General features: G+C 44.7%; 14 protein-coding genes. All 14 read right to left on the bottom strand.

Going from position 1 to position 15,712, the window contains the following annotated elements:
* Nucleotides 1-65: 65 nt before the first annotated feature.
* The gene (locus AC3CAU_RS13280; protein ID WP_424620740.1) at nt 66-362 is read right to left on the bottom strand and encodes a cold shock domain-containing protein; all 297 of its coding nucleotides are present in this window, start codon (nt 360-362) and stop codon (nt 66-68) included.
* Between the two features lie 85 nt (nt 363-447).
* Nucleotides 448-1,083, bottom strand: a complete 636-nt coding sequence (upp, locus tag AC3CAU_RS13275) for a uracil phosphoribosyltransferase (protein WP_067726419.1) — start codon at nt 1,081-1,083, stop codon at nt 448-450.
* 122 nt (nt 1,084-1,205) lie between these two features.
* Nucleotides 1,206-2,699 (bottom strand): NADH-quinone oxidoreductase subunit NuoN, encoded by a 1,494-nt coding sequence (nuoN, locus tag AC3CAU_RS13270; RefSeq protein ID WP_424620742.1) that lies wholly within the window; start codon nt 2,697-2,699, stop codon nt 1,206-1,208.
* 3 nt (nt 2,700-2,702) lie between these two features.
* Nucleotides 2,703-4,307 (bottom strand): NADH-quinone oxidoreductase subunit M, encoded by a 1,605-nt coding sequence (gene nuoM / locus AC3CAU_RS13265; protein WP_171459117.1) that lies wholly within the window; start codon nt 4,305-4,307, stop codon nt 2,703-2,705.
* 7 nt (nt 4,308-4,314) lie between these two features.
* On the bottom strand, nt 4,315-6,204 hold the full coding sequence (gene nuoL, locus AC3CAU_RS13260; protein WP_447053548.1) for an NADH-quinone oxidoreductase subunit L: 1,890 nt from the start codon (nt 6,202-6,204) through the stop codon (nt 4,315-4,317).
* Entirely contained in the window at nt 6,201-6,509 is a 309-nt protein-coding gene (gene nuoK, locus AC3CAU_RS13255; protein WP_067726428.1) for an NADH-quinone oxidoreductase subunit NuoK, read from the bottom strand. The genes nuoL and nuoK overlap by 4 nt, the downstream gene beginning before the upstream one ends.
* On the bottom strand, nt 6,509-7,027 hold the full coding sequence (nuoJ, locus tag AC3CAU_RS13250) for an NADH-quinone oxidoreductase subunit J (RefSeq protein ID WP_370983980.1): 519 nt from the start codon (nt 7,025-7,027) through the stop codon (nt 6,509-6,511). The genes nuoK and nuoJ overlap by 1 nt, the downstream gene beginning before the upstream one ends.
* The gene (gene nuoI / locus AC3CAU_RS13245; protein WP_067870251.1) at nt 7,027-7,569 is read right to left on the bottom strand and encodes an NADH-quinone oxidoreductase subunit NuoI; all 543 of its coding nucleotides are present in this window, start codon (nt 7,567-7,569) and stop codon (nt 7,027-7,029) included. Before nuoI ends, nuoJ begins: the two co-directional genes overlap by 1 nt.
* 18 nt (nt 7,570-7,587) lie before the next feature.
* The gene (gene nuoH, locus AC3CAU_RS13240; protein WP_131214221.1) at nt 7,588-8,604 is read right to left on the bottom strand and encodes an NADH-quinone oxidoreductase subunit NuoH; all 1,017 of its coding nucleotides are present in this window, start codon (nt 8,602-8,604) and stop codon (nt 7,588-7,590) included.
* A gap of 3 nt (nt 8,605-8,607) precedes the next feature.
* The gene (nuoG, locus tag AC3CAU_RS13235) at nt 8,608-11,292 is read right to left on the bottom strand and encodes an NADH-quinone oxidoreductase subunit NuoG (RefSeq protein ID WP_447053549.1); all 2,685 of its coding nucleotides are present in this window, start codon (nt 11,290-11,292) and stop codon (nt 8,608-8,610) included.
* An 11-nt stretch (nt 11,293-11,303) separates the two neighbouring features.
* Nucleotides 11,304-12,635, bottom strand: a complete 1,332-nt coding sequence (nuoF, locus tag AC3CAU_RS13230) for an NADH-quinone oxidoreductase subunit NuoF (protein ID WP_447053550.1) — start codon at nt 12,633-12,635, stop codon at nt 11,304-11,306.
* Entirely contained in the window at nt 12,632-13,141 is a 510-nt protein-coding gene (gene nuoE, locus AC3CAU_RS13225) for an NADH-quinone oxidoreductase subunit NuoE (protein WP_131214224.1), read from the bottom strand. Before nuoE ends, nuoF begins: the two co-directional genes overlap by 4 nt.
* A gap of 14 nt (nt 13,142-13,155) precedes the next feature.
* Nucleotides 13,156-14,943: an NADH-quinone oxidoreductase subunit C/D gene (gene nuoC / locus AC3CAU_RS13220; protein WP_131214225.1), complete on the bottom strand. Its 1,788-nt coding sequence runs from the start codon at nt 14,941-14,943 to the stop codon at nt 13,156-13,158.
* A gap of 88 nt (nt 14,944-15,031) precedes the next feature.
* Nucleotides 15,032-15,709: a NuoB/complex I 20 kDa subunit family protein gene (locus tag AC3CAU_RS13215; RefSeq protein ID WP_086199188.1), complete on the bottom strand. Its 678-nt coding sequence runs from the start codon at nt 15,707-15,709 to the stop codon at nt 15,032-15,034.
* Between the last annotated feature and the right edge of the window lie 3 nt (nt 15,710-15,712).

Raw genomic sequence — 15,712 nt, 5'->3', positions numbered from 1 at the left:
TGGCGCTTTTTAATGAGTATTTTAATCATCTAAATAAAATACTTAGATGACGAAAATTTATTCAATCAACGTTTGAAGTTTGATAACAACGCTGTTGAAATGGCTTCATTGTGTTCCAATATTTTTTTCTGTTTGGTTTTAGCTGGATTTGGATCAACACGCTCAATACGTGTTGCTTTCAGCTTCTCGCCATTTTCTTCAAGCACAAATTTTACTTTTTCATTGCGTTTTGGCTCAACCTCTGTGGCTGTGGCAAAATCTGAGATATGGAAAAATATATCTTCGCCTGCCATTGAAATAAAACCGAATCCTTTTTCAGGATTGTATTTGAGTACTTTGCCGAATCTATATTCTAATTTCATGAACTTTACTCTAATCTGTAAACGCTATTAGCACAGTATATAAAAAAGAGGCTTTAAAAGCCTCCTTTCTGATCAAATTGAAAAATTAGTCTTTTTGAACTGAACCAAAAATTTTATCACCCGCATCGCCAAGACCCGGAACGATATAACCATTTTCATTTAAACCATCATCAATCGAGGCGGTAAAAATAATCACATCAGGATGAGCCGCTTCAACACGTTTAATCCCTTCAGGGGCCGCAACCAAAACCATGACACGGATATCTTTACAGCCACTTGCTTTCAATACATCAATCGCTGCAACAAGTGATGAACCTGTGGCTAACATTGGATCGATAATCATCGCAAGACGGTTTTGAACGTCGGGTACTAATTTTTTATAGTAAGTACGTGCTTCTAAAGTTTTTTCATCACGCTCTAAACCCAGAACTGATACTTTTGCACTTGGAATAAGATTTAGGAAACCATCCAACATGCCAATGCCGGCACGTAAAATTGGCACAACGGTAATTTTTTTACCGACAATGCGATCTACAGTCACCTTGCCATTCCAGCCATCAATTTCGTGATCACATACCGGTAAATCTTTGGTTGCTTCATAAGTCAGCAGCATGGTGACTTCTTGTGCTAATTCACGGAAGTTTTTTGTACTAATGTCCGCACGGCGTAGCAAACCAAGTTTATGTCGAATGAGTGGATGACGGATTTCATGAATAGCCACAGGAGAACACCTAAAAGATGAGATAAAATTACTTCTATTATAAATGTTTTTTATACTTCTTATAAACCAAAAAGCCCCCTAAGTAAGGAGGCTTTTTGCTTAAAACTAATCGTTTTTTTAGATTACTGCTGAGAAAGCATGAAATGCAGTGGAGATAAAATCTCTGCTTGAAGCGCCATCTTAATGATCGGGTCTGGATAGACACCAATCACCAATACCGCTAAGGCCGCAGCAAGTACCATAAGACCACCGACTTTTTGACCCCAATGTTTATCAGCATCAATACGTGGGGTATCTGGAGGTGTCATGTACATCACCACCATCACACGGAGGTAGTAATACAAACCGATACCAGAACCCACGATAATCATTGCAGCAAGGAACCAATGTTGCGTAGTTACCGCAGCCATCACCACCAAGAACTTACCAATGAAGCCTGCAGTTAAAGGAATACCGGCAAGAGACAACATCATTACAGTTAAAGTTGCTGTCAGTACTGGACGACGCCAGAACAAACCACGGTAATCCGCCAAACTTTCTGCTTCATTGTCGTTGTTGTACGGGCTCGACATTAACGCAACTACACCGAACGCACCAATTGTGGTTAACACATAAGTGATCACATAAACCGTTACGTTACCCAGGCTTGCGTAAGTCATGCTGATTAAACCAATCAGCAAATAACCAAAGTGTGCAATTGAAGAGTAACCCAAGATACGTTTCAAGTTGACTTGACGTACCGCAAGGAAGTTACCCACCAAGATTGAAAGCACCGCAACAATCGTGATGATAGTTACGATAGAGTCAATCAGGATTGCACCTGAAGTCAGCAAATAACGTACGAACAGACCAATGGTTGCAACTTTTGCAACAGTCGCAAGGAAGGTTGCGATTGGCGCTGGCGCACCTGCATAAACGTCTGGTGTCCATTTGTGGAACGGAGCAAGAGATAATTTAAATGCAACGGCACAGATAATTAGGCCTAGACCTAAAATCACCATCGGTTGCTGGATTGCTTGCATTAATGCTTGCACATTGTCATAAAAAGACAATGAACCGGTATACGCGTAGATATAAGCCATACCCATCAACAACATTGCAGAGGCAGTTGCTGAAAGAACCAGATATTTAATACCCGCTTCTAAAGAGCGTGAACGTTGATGCGTATATGCCAACAGACCGTATACAGGAATCGACATCAACTCAAGGCTGATGAAGAATGATGCATAATGCGAGCTTGCCACCATGAGCATTGCACCCGCGACCGAGCACAACATCAAGATATACAGTTCTTCACGGTTATCTTTGTAGTTTTCAATATAAGCGTGAGACAAGGTACAGCAAGCAAGAGCTGCAATAATAATCACCAATTGATAAAGCATGCTAAATGGATCAACCATAAACATGCCCATCACGTTCGAAGGTGCAAAAGCACCACCGAACATAGCGAATAGAATATATAGCCCAGCAAGGTTTAGGCCCACTACAGATGCTGTTGCAATTAAATTATGGTTACGTTTAATTGCAACAAGAAGCATCACAACGATCGCAGTTAAAGCCACGATCATCACAGGAGCTAATGGCATGAGCTCAGAAAATGACATTGTGAAGTTCATGGCTTATTGGATCTCCACATTTTGTTGAGATACGACCTGTTGAGTCGCATCGACAACGTCTTGAACTGGGATATAGCTGTTTGCTAACCACGCCATACTTGAATTTGAAATATCAAGGAAGCTTTGTGGGTAGATACCAAGCCATAGTAGAGCAACGGCACAAATCAACAGAATAACAATCTCACGCGCATTTAAGTCTTTCAGCGGATTAGTATAATGTTGTTTTTGCTCTTCGTTTGGTGTACCAAACATTGCTTTGTGGATAAGGATTAAGCCATAAAGACCTGCCAGTACCAAGCTGATTGCTGCCAAAATGGTAAAGGTTGGGAATTTCTCGAATGAACCCATCAAAATCAGGAATTCACCAATGAAGTTACCTAAACCTGGAATACCCACAAGGGCTGCAACAAAGAACATCAAGAAAAATGGCAGGTATTGGAACTGACCACGAATACCGCCCATTTTACGCAAGTCACGGGTATGTAAACGCTCATACACCTGACCACACATAATGAACAATGCAGCAGATGAAATACCATGTGCCAGCATCATGATCATTAAGCCTTGGAACGTTAAGATATTACCTGCGTAAAGTGCAAGTAACACAAAGCCCATGTGCGAAATAGAGGTGTAAGCAAGCAGACGTTTCATATCGGTTTGCTGGAAAGCACACCAAGCACCGTAGAACACACCAATTAAACCAAAAATGATCGCGATGTCTGCAAACTGTGCAGAAGCCGCCGGGAAGAATGGAATAACGAAACGAAGTAGACCGTATGCAGCTGTCTTAATCAAGATACCCGCCAAGTCGACAGAACCTGCTGTCGGAGCTTGAGCGTGCGCATCTGGTAACCAGCCATGCAATGGGAATACTGGAAGTTTTACAGCGAAACCAATGAACATACAAAGCATCAAGGCATAAGCCACTGATGGTAACTGTGCATCAAGCGTATTCGCCACACCTAGCAAGTAGTTGTAATCAAATCCGATCATGCCTGTCATCATGTAACCATAAACCACAAGGCCTAGGATACCGATGAGCATGATCAAACCTGCTACCTGGGTATAGATGAAGAACTTAGTCGCTGCATAGACACGCGACTTGTTGTCCGCACCCTTATGACCCCATAACGCAATCAGGAAGTAGATTGGTACCAGCATCATCTCCCAGAAGAAGAAGAACAGGAACAGGTCAATCGCGATGAATACACCGATTACCCCACCCAAAGACCATAAAAGGTTTAAGTGGAAGAAGCCAACGTTCTTTTGAATCTCACCCCATGAACAGCCAACTGCAAGTACACCCAGTAATGCAGTTAAGCCCACCATAAGAAGTGAAAGACCATCCACTGCGAGGTGAATGTTAATGCCGAGTGTTTGAATCCAAGGCAGCATGAATTCGGCAGACCAAGTCGGAACTTTAGCGCCTAATTCATAGTTGAAAGTACCTGATTGCCAAAGTGCAACGGTTAAGCCCAAAGTAATGAGCATACCGAACAAGGCAATGTAACGTGGCATTCTGTCGTCGAACTTGTCGACGAGCCAACAAATAAAACCTGCAATGAACGGTACCAAGATCAGCGCGGGTAAAATCCAGTTGTTTGTGATTTCCATCTTATTTCCCCACTACCTGAATCACGATCAAGATCATCAGTAACACCACTACACCGAGTGACATACTTGATGCGTATTCACGTAATGAACCTGTTTGACGTGAGCTGGTGAAGCTATGACCACCTTTAACAATCGCAGGAAGCACTAACCACAAACCATCAATTGGATCACGACCTAAAATTTTCGCAATCAGCAAATATGGTTTCACAAATACGATGTTATACAACGCATCAAAACCTAGTGCATTTCGACAAATATTGACCAGACCGGCACCAAATGAAGTTTCAGCAAAAGCTTTAACAGCCTTGTAAGCAAAGGCAAATAAGATCACGCCCACTACAAGACCGGCAAGAGCAATACCGACTGCGGTATATTCAGCACCGTGTACACCCGCTTCAAGTGCTTCAGGAATAATAAACGCCGGAATCTTCGCAGAGTTTAAAATTGCTTCTACTGGTGCTTTTAAGAAGTAAGCCAGACCAGTTGAAAGTACCGCCAAGATACCCAACGGAGCCCAATAAGTCGCACCCTTGATTTCGTGATACGGCGTGTTTTCTTTACCAAAGAATACCACCCAGATTAAACGGAATGTATAAATAGAGGTTAAGAACGCACCAGCAACACCCACCCAGTACAGGCTGTTATAAACTGCAATACTTTGTCCCTGCGCCCAAACTGCACCAAGGATGGCATCTTTCGAGAAGAAGCCGATGGTCAAGAATGGAATGGCTGCCAAGGCACCTCCACCAATGGCGAAGCAGGCAAAAAGGAATTTATTGTGTTTGAACAAGCCACCCATTTTGAAGATGTTTTGTTCGTGGTGGAAAGCCAGAATTACCGCACCAGACGACAGGAATAATAATGCCTTGAAGAATGCGTGTGAAAGCATATGGAACAAACCGGCTTGATACGCTTCAGCACCGACTGCCATAAACATATAACCGAGCTGACTCATGGTTGAGTAAGCCAAAATACGTTTAATATCGGTTTGAACCAATGCAGCAAAACCAGCCACAATCAATGTGACCGCACCCGTGATCGAGATAAACATCATCACTTCAGGAGTCATTTCAAACACAGAGAACATACGGCAGCACAGGTAAATACCTGCAGTTACCATTGTTGCAGCATGGATTAATGCAGAAACAGGTGTAGGACCTGCCATCGCATCGGCGAGCCATGTTTGTAATGGAATTTGAGCAGATTTACCGGCAGCACCCAAGAACAACATTAAAGATGTCCAGATCGCAAGTGAATGGTCACCCGCTAAAACTTGAGGTGCATTGGCAACGATTGTTCCGATATGCAAAGTACCAAACTGTTGATAGAGCAAGAACAATGCGATCAGCAAGAATACGTCACCAATACGGGTTACGGTAAATGCTTTAATTGCTGCATAACCATTTTCAGGTTTTTGGTAGTAGTAACCAATCAGCAAGTATGAACATAGACCTACGCCTTCCCACCCCAAGAACAATAACGCCAGGTTATCGCCCAATACGAGAAGCAACATGCTCGCTACGAACAGGTTGAAGTAAGAAAAGAAACGCGCGAAGTCTTCATCACCACGCATGTACCATGATGCAAAGATGTGGATTAAGAAACCGACACCCGTCACCATGCCCATCATCAGTAATGACAGACCGTCTAGATGCAGACTCATGCCCGGCGCTAAACCACCGACGTTGAACCAGGTCCAAAGATGTTGAACCTGAGCAACCGAGCCATTCGCGACAAAGCCCATACCAGCGATCAAAGCAAATAAAGCAGACAGGCCAACTGACCCTACCCCAATAATTGCAGCTACATTTTCAGGAAGCTTGTTACGCCCTGCCGCTAAAAGGACAAAACCAATGAGCGGAAATAATACTGTTAAATATAAATAACTCATCCGCGCATCTCACTAGCAGCATCCACATCCAAATGATGGAAGCGATGGTAGAACTGAAGGACGATCGCAAGACCAATACATGCCTCTGCAGCAGCAAGGGTTAAAATCAGGATGAACATGATCTGTCCATCTGGCTGTAACCATGCGCTACCCGCTAAAACAAACGCAAGTGCAGCTGCGTTCATCATCACTTCAAGGCTCATTAACATAAATAATAGGTTGCGTCGCACCATTACACCGTAGAAACCGAGTGCAAAAAGAATGGTTGCAACGATCAAACCATGTTCTAAAGGGATGTTGCCCATTATTCTTTTTCCTTTTCCGCACTTGGTTCACGTTTACCCAAATGGAATGCTGCAACCAGGGCTGCAAGCAATAACATCGCGGCAACTTCTACCAATAGTAAGTAGTGAGTAAAGAGCGCTGTACCGACAACTTTCGGTCCAATCACCTCTGTGCCCATCACAGGACCAGCAGTGGTGTAATCGGAGCCAAGCATCCAGACAAGCACAAGGCCCATCAGGAAACTCATCATTGCAGGATATGCCCATGCAGATGAAGTGAGCCACTTACGTTCCTGATCAACCGTATGTTGACCCAAATTCAGCATCATCACCACAAACACGAACAACACCATGATCGCGCCTGCATAAACAATAATTTCAAGCGCACCAGCAAATGGTGCACCCACAATCATGAATATTCCTGCCACAGCAAGCAGAGATACGATCAAGCTCAGCAATGCATGTACAGGATTCGCGTTGGTCACAACACGAATCGTAGAGACAATGGCCACGAGTGCCATCAAATAAAATGGCCACATCATGGTAATAAGCTCCGTACGTCAACAGGCGCGCTTTCGCGTTGTGCTTGACCTTTATCTTTACCTGCTACAGCCATACCGGCTACGCGGTAGAAGTTATAGTCAGGATATTTACCCGGACCCGAAATGAGCAAGTTTTCTTTCTCATAAACCAAGTCTTGACGAACGTATTCGCCTAATTCGAAATCCGGTGTCATCTGAATTGCAGTCGTTGGACATGCTTCTTCACACATACCGCAGAAAATACAACGAGAGAAGTTGATACGGAAAAATTCCGGATACCAACGACCATCTTCTTTTTCTGCTTTTTGTAGTGAAATACAGCCCACCGGACAAGCAACCGCACATAAGTTACATGCAACACAGCGCTCTTCGCCATCTGGGTCACGTGTCAATACAATACGACCACGGAAACGCGGCGGAACAATTTGTTCACCTGGTACTTCTGGATATAAAATGGTGTCACGTTTACGTGTCACGTGGCTAAATACCATCCACAATGAACGTACGATTGACCCGAATCCAGCTAGAATTTTATACATTTTGTACTCCCTGCTGTCCTAGGCCTGATTCATCAGAATCACAGCACCAGTCACCAACAAGTTGACCAACGCCAATGGCAAACAAATCTTCCAACCAAAGTTCATCACCTGGTCATAACGTGGACGCATTAACGAACCACGAGCCAAAACAAACATCATCACAAAGAATGCTGTTTTAATGATGAACCAGAAAACTGGTGGAATAAATGGAATTTCTAAGTTGAATGGCGCAAGCCAGCCACCGAAGAATAAAGTAACGATCAATGCCGAAATAAGAACCACGTTGACATATTCTGCAACGAAGAACATCCCCCATTTCATGCCGCCGTATTCGACGTGGTAACCTTCTGCCAATTCTTGTTCAGCTTCTGGTTGGTCAAATGGATGACGATGCGTTACTGCCACACCCGCAACAATAAAGATCAAGAAACCTAAGAATTGCGGAATAACGAACCACACATCACGTTGTGCTTCAACAATCTCACGCATGTTGAATGAACCCGCAATTGCGACTACACCCATCAATGAGATCCCCAAGAACACTTCATAAGAAATGGTTTGAGCTGCTGAACGAAGACCACCCAATAACGCATATTTGTTATTTGAAGCCCAACCACCGAACAGTACTGCATAGACTGCAATACCGGCCATTGCCATAAAGAACAATAGCCCGATACTCATGTCAGCAACACCTAGTGTTGGACTAACAGGAATTACCATGAACGAAAGTACCGCAGTTGCCATGGCAACTGCTGGTGCTAAACGGAAAGTAAGCTTGTCAGCAAACTTCGGTGTCCAGTCTTCCTTGAACATGATTTTCAGCATGTCGGCAACGATCTGGAACATCCCCCCAGGACCAACACGGTTTGGACCGTAACGGTCTTGCCATAATGCCAGTAAACGACGTTCGATGAATGACATCAACGCAGCGACAAGCACCACCACGAGCAAGATCACAATCGCTTGAACCACTGAATAAGCGATTGGCCAGTTCTCAGCCCAAAGCGGTGTTTGACGTATAATTTCTTGATTCATGAATTACACTCCTACCGCGACTGATACAGGCTCTGCAAGTGAAACTGTCGGTGCAAGACCAACTGGATAACCGATATAACCTGTAGGTAAGTATTCAATCACTTGAACTGGAAGGCTTATTGTTGCCTCGCCTGATTTCACCGTGATTTTTTGGCCGTCTTGAACATTTAAGCGTGCAGCATCTTGTTCACCTACCGCAAACATGGCAGCAGGAATACGTGATTCCATCGCCGGAGTTTTCACAGTGAACTCACCAGAACCGAAAATGTGGTGCATCGGTACTAAACGGAAACTTTCTGAATTCACCACAACTGGGGTTGGTGCAACGAAAGTACGTGCAGGACGTTTTTTCAGACGATCAAATAAACGAATGCCTGAATCACCACCTTTCAAGTGACCACCCACGTTGTCCTGGAATTTGTTCCAGGCCTGTGGAGAGTTCCAGCCTGCAGACCATGCAAATGGTACAAGCGAAGACGGGGTCTGATTCCCCACATAACCTTCCATAGAGAACGTTAATGCAGAATCGATATCAATCGGTTGTTTCGGTTCATGTACAGATAACGGCGCACGCATAGCAGTACGACCTGAATAACGGCGTGGTTCACGCGCAATTTTCAAGCCATGCACACGGAAGCCAGCATCTGGTGCCACATCTTGAATGGCTTCAAGTGCAGGGACATTCTTCACAACAGAATCAATGACGTCATCCAGCAATGTCCATGAAATTGCCTTACCTTGTAAGCCAGTTTCAAGGGCATGTAACCAACGCCATGATTCTTTAATCGCATACTCTGGTTTGTGGTAGCTTGGGTCATACACTTGGTAGAAACGTTGTGCACGGCCTTCTTGCGATACCACAGTACCATCACCTTCCGCGAAGCTTGCCGCTGAAAGTACAATCGATGCTTTCGCAACAGTTGCAGTTTCCGCATGATCAAGCACGATCACTTCATTTGCCTTGGCAAATGCCGCGTCCACTTGAGCGGTTGGCAAACGACGGTATAGGTCATTTTCAACCACGATAATGGCATCATAATCTTGAGCGAATGCTTGTTCCAAGCTTAAACCACCGAAGATTGCCAAGCCCATTGAGTTCACTTCAGGAACAGTCAAGCTAAGACCCGCATTTGAACCCAGGTTTTGCGCAACTTGTGCTGCCGCTTCCATGATTGCAGGGTCTTGTAAGCTTGTACCAGAGATGATCAATGGCTTTTTCGCAGCTTTTAATGTGTCAGCAATGGTTTGCGCAAATGCTTTCGCATCGTCATCTAAACCAGTGATATTTTCACCCGCAACTGCTGCAGCAACCGCAAAGCCTAAACGTGCGATGTCGTTCGGAGACGCAACTACTTCACCCGTCGCAACATCTGCTAAACGAGTTTGAGTTGCAGCAAGGATGTAAATGGGAGATTTCGCATCTTGACCAATACGTTGTACCGGTTCAGCCAGCCATTCTTGAGTACGACGTTCTGCAGCCATTTCTTTGGCTTTGTTTTTCGCAGCTTGACGAACAGACAAGGCCATGCGTGGTGCAGTTTGAGTTAAGTCTTCACCCAAAATCAATACAGCATCATAACTTTCGATTTCACGCATCGTCGGGTTATAAACACCATCGGTTTGCATGATTGATGCAGCCAGTTCAACCAGATTTTGTTCTTTTTGGGACATACCTGTTGAATAGTTCTCTTGACCGACCAATTCACGAAGCGCGAAGTTAGATTCAAGAGATGCACGTGGAGAACCAATACCCAAAACTTTTTTGTCTTGAATATTTGCAATCACGGTATCAAGCGCCTGATCTACAGAAACTGTAGTCACATTTCCACCTGAACGGAACTGTGGCTGACGCGGACGATCTTCACGGTTTACATAACCGGTACCGAAACGACCTTTATCACAAAGGAAGTATTGGTTAACGTCACCATTAAAGCGGTTTTCTACGCGGCGGATTTCACCATAACGTTCACCCGGAGAGATGTTACAACCTGAAGAACAGCCGTGGCATACGCTTGGCGCATATTGCATGTCCCATTTACGGTTATAGCGTTCTGAGTGGGTTTTATCGGTAAATACACCCGTCGGACAAACTTCAGTCAAGTTACCCGAGAATTCAGATTCTAAAGTACCTGATTCTGGACGACCAAAGTAAACTCGAGAAGCGCTCGCATACACACCAAAGTCAGTACCGCCTGCATAGTCATTATAGTAACGAACGCAACGGTAACATGCGATACAACGGTTCATTTCGTGTGAAATGAATGAGCCTAGCTCCTGGTTGTAATGGGTACGTTTGGTGAAACGGTAGCGACGACGGTCGTGCTGTGTCATCACCGTCATATCTTGTAAATGACAGTGACCACCCTCTTCACAAACTGGACAGTCGTGTGGGTGGTTGGTCATCAAGAATTCAACAATCGAAGCACGGAAATCCTTCGCTTCTTTGTCTTCAATCGAGATATAGGTATTGTCAGATGCAGGCGTCATACATGACATGACTAAACGACCACGCGTATCTTCTGGATTCGCGTATTGAGTCACGGCACATTGACGGCAAGAACCAACCGAACCTAAGGATGGATGCCAACAAAAGTATGGAATATCCAGACCCAAAGACAAACATGCTTGTAGCAAGTTTTCCGAGCCATTTACTTCGTAGTCTTTTCCATCGACATGAATTGTAGCCATAGTCGAATTCCTTAAACTTGTTCTGCGTGGCTAGCTTGAGCAGCAGGACGATTCGTCACTTTTGCTTCAAACTCGCTACGGAAATGTTTGAGTGCACCCATAAGCGGTTCCATTGCACCCGGGGCGTGGGCACAGAAAGTTTTACCAATCCATAACTTACGCGTTAACTCTTGTAAGTGATCGATATCTTCCTGTTTACCTTCGCCATTCTCTAAAGCTTTAAGCGCTTTTACTGCCCAAGGTAGACCATCACGACATGGAGTACAGAAACCACATGATTCACGCGCAAAGAATTCTTCTAAGTTACGTGTCGCTGAAACCATACATTGGGTTTCATCAACCACCATTAACAAACAAGTTCCTAAACGTGAGCCTGCTTTCATGATGCTTTCAGCATCCATTGGCAGGTCAATGTGTTCAGCAGCCAAGAAGTCTGTAGAAGCACCACCAGGTAACCATGCTTTTAATTTAAGACCATCACGCATACCACCGGCATGATCTTCAATCACTTCACGCGCTGTCGTACCAAAAGGAAGCTCCCATAAACCCGGGAACTTCACCTTGCCTGATGCGCCATAAATTTTTGTGCCTGGATCTTTCGATTTACCCGCAGATAAATTGACATACCATTCAGGACCACGAAGAATGATGGCTGGCAAGTTATTAAAGGTCTCTACGTTATTGACAATGGTAGGACGACCCCAAGCCCCTGCAACTTGCGGGAATGGCGGTTTGGTACGCGGATTGGCACGGCGACCTTCAAGCGAGTTAATCAATGCAGTTTCTTCACCGCAGATATAACGACCCGCACCGGTATGCACATGTAAATCAAAGTTCCAGCCAGTACCAAGGATATTGTCCCCTAGGTAACCTTTGGCACGAACCTGTTCAAGCGCTTCGTTTAAATACTTCGCAGCTTCAATGTATTCACCACGGATGAAGATATAACCTTGAGTTGCTTCTAATGTATAAGCAGCAATCAGCATACCTTCAATCAATTGGTGTGGAAGATCTTCCATCAACAAACGGTCTTTGAAGGTACCCGGTTCCATTTCATCGGCATTACAGATCAGGTAACGTGGACCGCCATCATTTGGCGCCATCAATGACCATTTAATCCCTGCCGGGAAACCTGCACCACCACGACCTTTTACAGTTGCAGCTTTAACCACGTCAAGTACTTCAGCCGGTTTCATGGCAATGGCTTTTTTAAAGCCTGCATAACCTTCAAGCGCTTCGTAATCATCAGCATTACGGACATTGGCTTGTTTGCTTAAACGCCAAGTAAGTGGATGAGTTTCCGGGTTACCGTCACCGTAAATTGGTTTTGGTTCAGTATTCATAGATACTTCTCCAATAACTGTTTAACCGAAGTCACTTCAACCAATCCGTGAGTGTCTTCATCAATCATTAAGGTTGGGCCTTTGTCACAGTTACCTAAGCAGCAAATCGGCAGCAAGGTAAAACGACCATCAGCGGTAGTTTGACCAAACTGAATACCGAGTTCACGCTGGAACGCTTCAGCCAAAGTTTCTGCACCCATCAGGAAACAGGCAATCGAGTCACATAACAAAATTACGTGACGACCAACAGGTTGGCGATAGATACGGTTATAGAACGTTGCAACACCTTCTAAATCCGCAACACTCATAGAGAGCATTTGTGCAATCGCATTCATTTGCGCATCATCTACCCAGCCATTACGGCGTTGAACGCATTTCAATGCATCCAAACATGCAGCACGCGGGTACGGATAATGTTCAATGTGATGTTCGATATCGTGGATTTCTTCCGAAGTTAAAATCCCTTCAATATTCACACGTGGCTTTTTATCAGTCAAAATCATCATAATGCGTTTACCCCTTAGCGATCCACGTCAGCCATTACGACGTCAATTGTCGCTAAATAAATGATTAAGTCAGATACAAGACTGCCGTTAATCACGGAAGGCATTTGCTGTAAATGGGTGAAAGTTGGTGTACGAATACGGGTACGGTAACTCATGGTTGACTTGTCTGAAGTCAAGTAGTAGTTACTTGCACCTTTCACCACTTCTGCCATCACAGATGCTTCACCTGCAGGCATTACAGGCCCCCATGACACGCTCAAGAAGTGCGTAATCAAAGTTTCAATATCTTGTAATGTCTTGTCTTTTGGTGGTGGAACTGCCAGTGGATGGTCTGCTTTATAGGCACCGGACGGCATGTTATCTAAACATTGCTTCACGATTTTCAGTGATTCTTCAATTTCACGGAAATGCACCATAACACGCGCGTAAGCATCGCCTTCGTACTCTAAAGGCACCTCGAAGTCATAGTTTTCGTAGCCGCTATACGGACGATATTTACGAACGTCAAAGTCAATACCTGTTGCACGAAGACCGGTACCGGTTACACCCCAAGCCAATGCAGATTTTGCATCGTACTGCGCAACATTACGAGTACGACCAACAAACACCGAGTTTTTCAGTGCTGCTGTGTAATACTCGTTCATACGCTTCGGCATCCAGTCCAGGATTTCGCGAATCAGGTGCTGCCAGTTGTTGGGAAGGTCGTGCGCAGTACCGCCAATACGGAACCAAGCTGGATGCATACGGTAACCCGTGATCGCTTCGATGGCGTCATAGATTTTCTGACGATCGGCGAACATATAGAATACTGGCGTCATACCGCCGGCATCCTGAATTGCAGTACCGATATACAACAAGTGGTTATTGATACGGAATAACTCAGACATCATGACACGGATACATTGCGCACGGTCAGGAACAGTGATTCCTGCCATTTGTTCCACACCCATCACATAAGGCATGTTTTGCGCACAACCACCCAAGTAGTCAACACGGTCGGTATACGGAATGAATGAATGCCAGGTTTGACGTTCAGCCATCTTTTCCACACCACGGTGGTGATAACCGATATCAGGCACGCAGTCTTTCACTTCTTCGCCATCTAACTGCAAGATTACACGGAATGCACCATGCGCAGAGGGATGGTTCGGACCCAAGTTCAGGAACATGAAGTCTTCATCGGCATTACCGCGTTTTAGACCCCAGTCTTCAGGAACAAAGCGCAAGTGTTCTTGCTCAAAATCCTGTTTCGCCTGGTTCTGCATATACGGCGTATATTCAGTGGCACGTGCAGAATATTCTTTACGAAGTGGATGACCTTCCCAATAGGTTGGCAACAAAATACGACGGAGCATTGGATGCCCTTCGAAGTTAATGCCGAACATATCGTATGCTTCGCGTTCGTACCAGTTGGCATTTGGCCAAATGTTGGTTGCAGTGGGAAGATTTAAATCACTCTCATTCAACGCAACTTTGATACGAATATCACTGTTACGCTCAAGCGACAACAAGTGATAGAACACGGTAAAGTCTGATGCAGGCAAACCGTCGCGGTGGGTACGTAAACGCTCATCTACCGCCGACAAGTCGAACAACATCACGTATGGACGTGCGACTTTCCGCAAGAACATTAAAACGTCTTGTACACGTGCGCGCTCAACCCAGACCGTTGGAAAATCTTCAAAAGTCGCTTGCACGTAGAAGTTCTCACCAAATTTGGTTTTGAGCTCTTCTACAATTGCAAATGCTGGGCGTGAATCAACAGGCGTTGATTCTGGCATAGCAATGTCAGTTTCAGCCATTGGCTTGGCTTCCTATTTAATACAAATTCAAGTCAACTTTAACGACAATTACACCCAGACCGGGTGCATCAATATTTCATCGTTAAAATTATTTAATTTCATCCATAGAGCGTAAGTTTTTCACTGCAATACGTTCAGCATTCTTACGGTCACGTTCTGGCTGCATCTTTGGCTTATATACTGGCTGAAGATCATCACCAATCACCGCTGAAAGTGGACGGCGCTCTAATTGAATTTGGTCTTGTAACAGCATTAATGCTTGCAACAATGCTTCAGGGCGTGGTGGGCAGCCTGGGATGTACACATCGACAGGAATGATTTTATCTACACCCTGTACAACTGAATAGATGTCATACATACCGCCAGAGTTTGCACAAGCACCCATTGAAATCACCCATTTAGGCTCTAACATTTGCTCGTATAAACGCTGAATTACAGGTGCCATCTTCACGAAGCAAGTCCCTGCAACAATCATTAAATCCGCCTGACGCGGTGAAGCACGAATAACTTCGGCACCGAAACGTGACATGTCATGCACACCGGTTAAAGTGGTTGCATATTCTACATAACAGCACGACGTACCAAAGTTAAAAGGCCATACAGAGTTCTTACGGCCCCAGTTTACAGCTGTATGCATCACGTCCTCTAAACGAGTCATGAATACATTCTTATTCACTTCTTCTTCAAGCGGATCGGTTACGATCTGACGCTCCTGAAGTGGATATTGATCAGCATCCGGATTCGCACGGGTTAATGTATATTTCATCCC

This window comes from Acinetobacter sp. GG23, from assembly GCF_057766365.1.
Note: the sequence above shows the minus strand (reverse complement) of the source record. Positions and strands in the feature narration are given on the sequence as shown.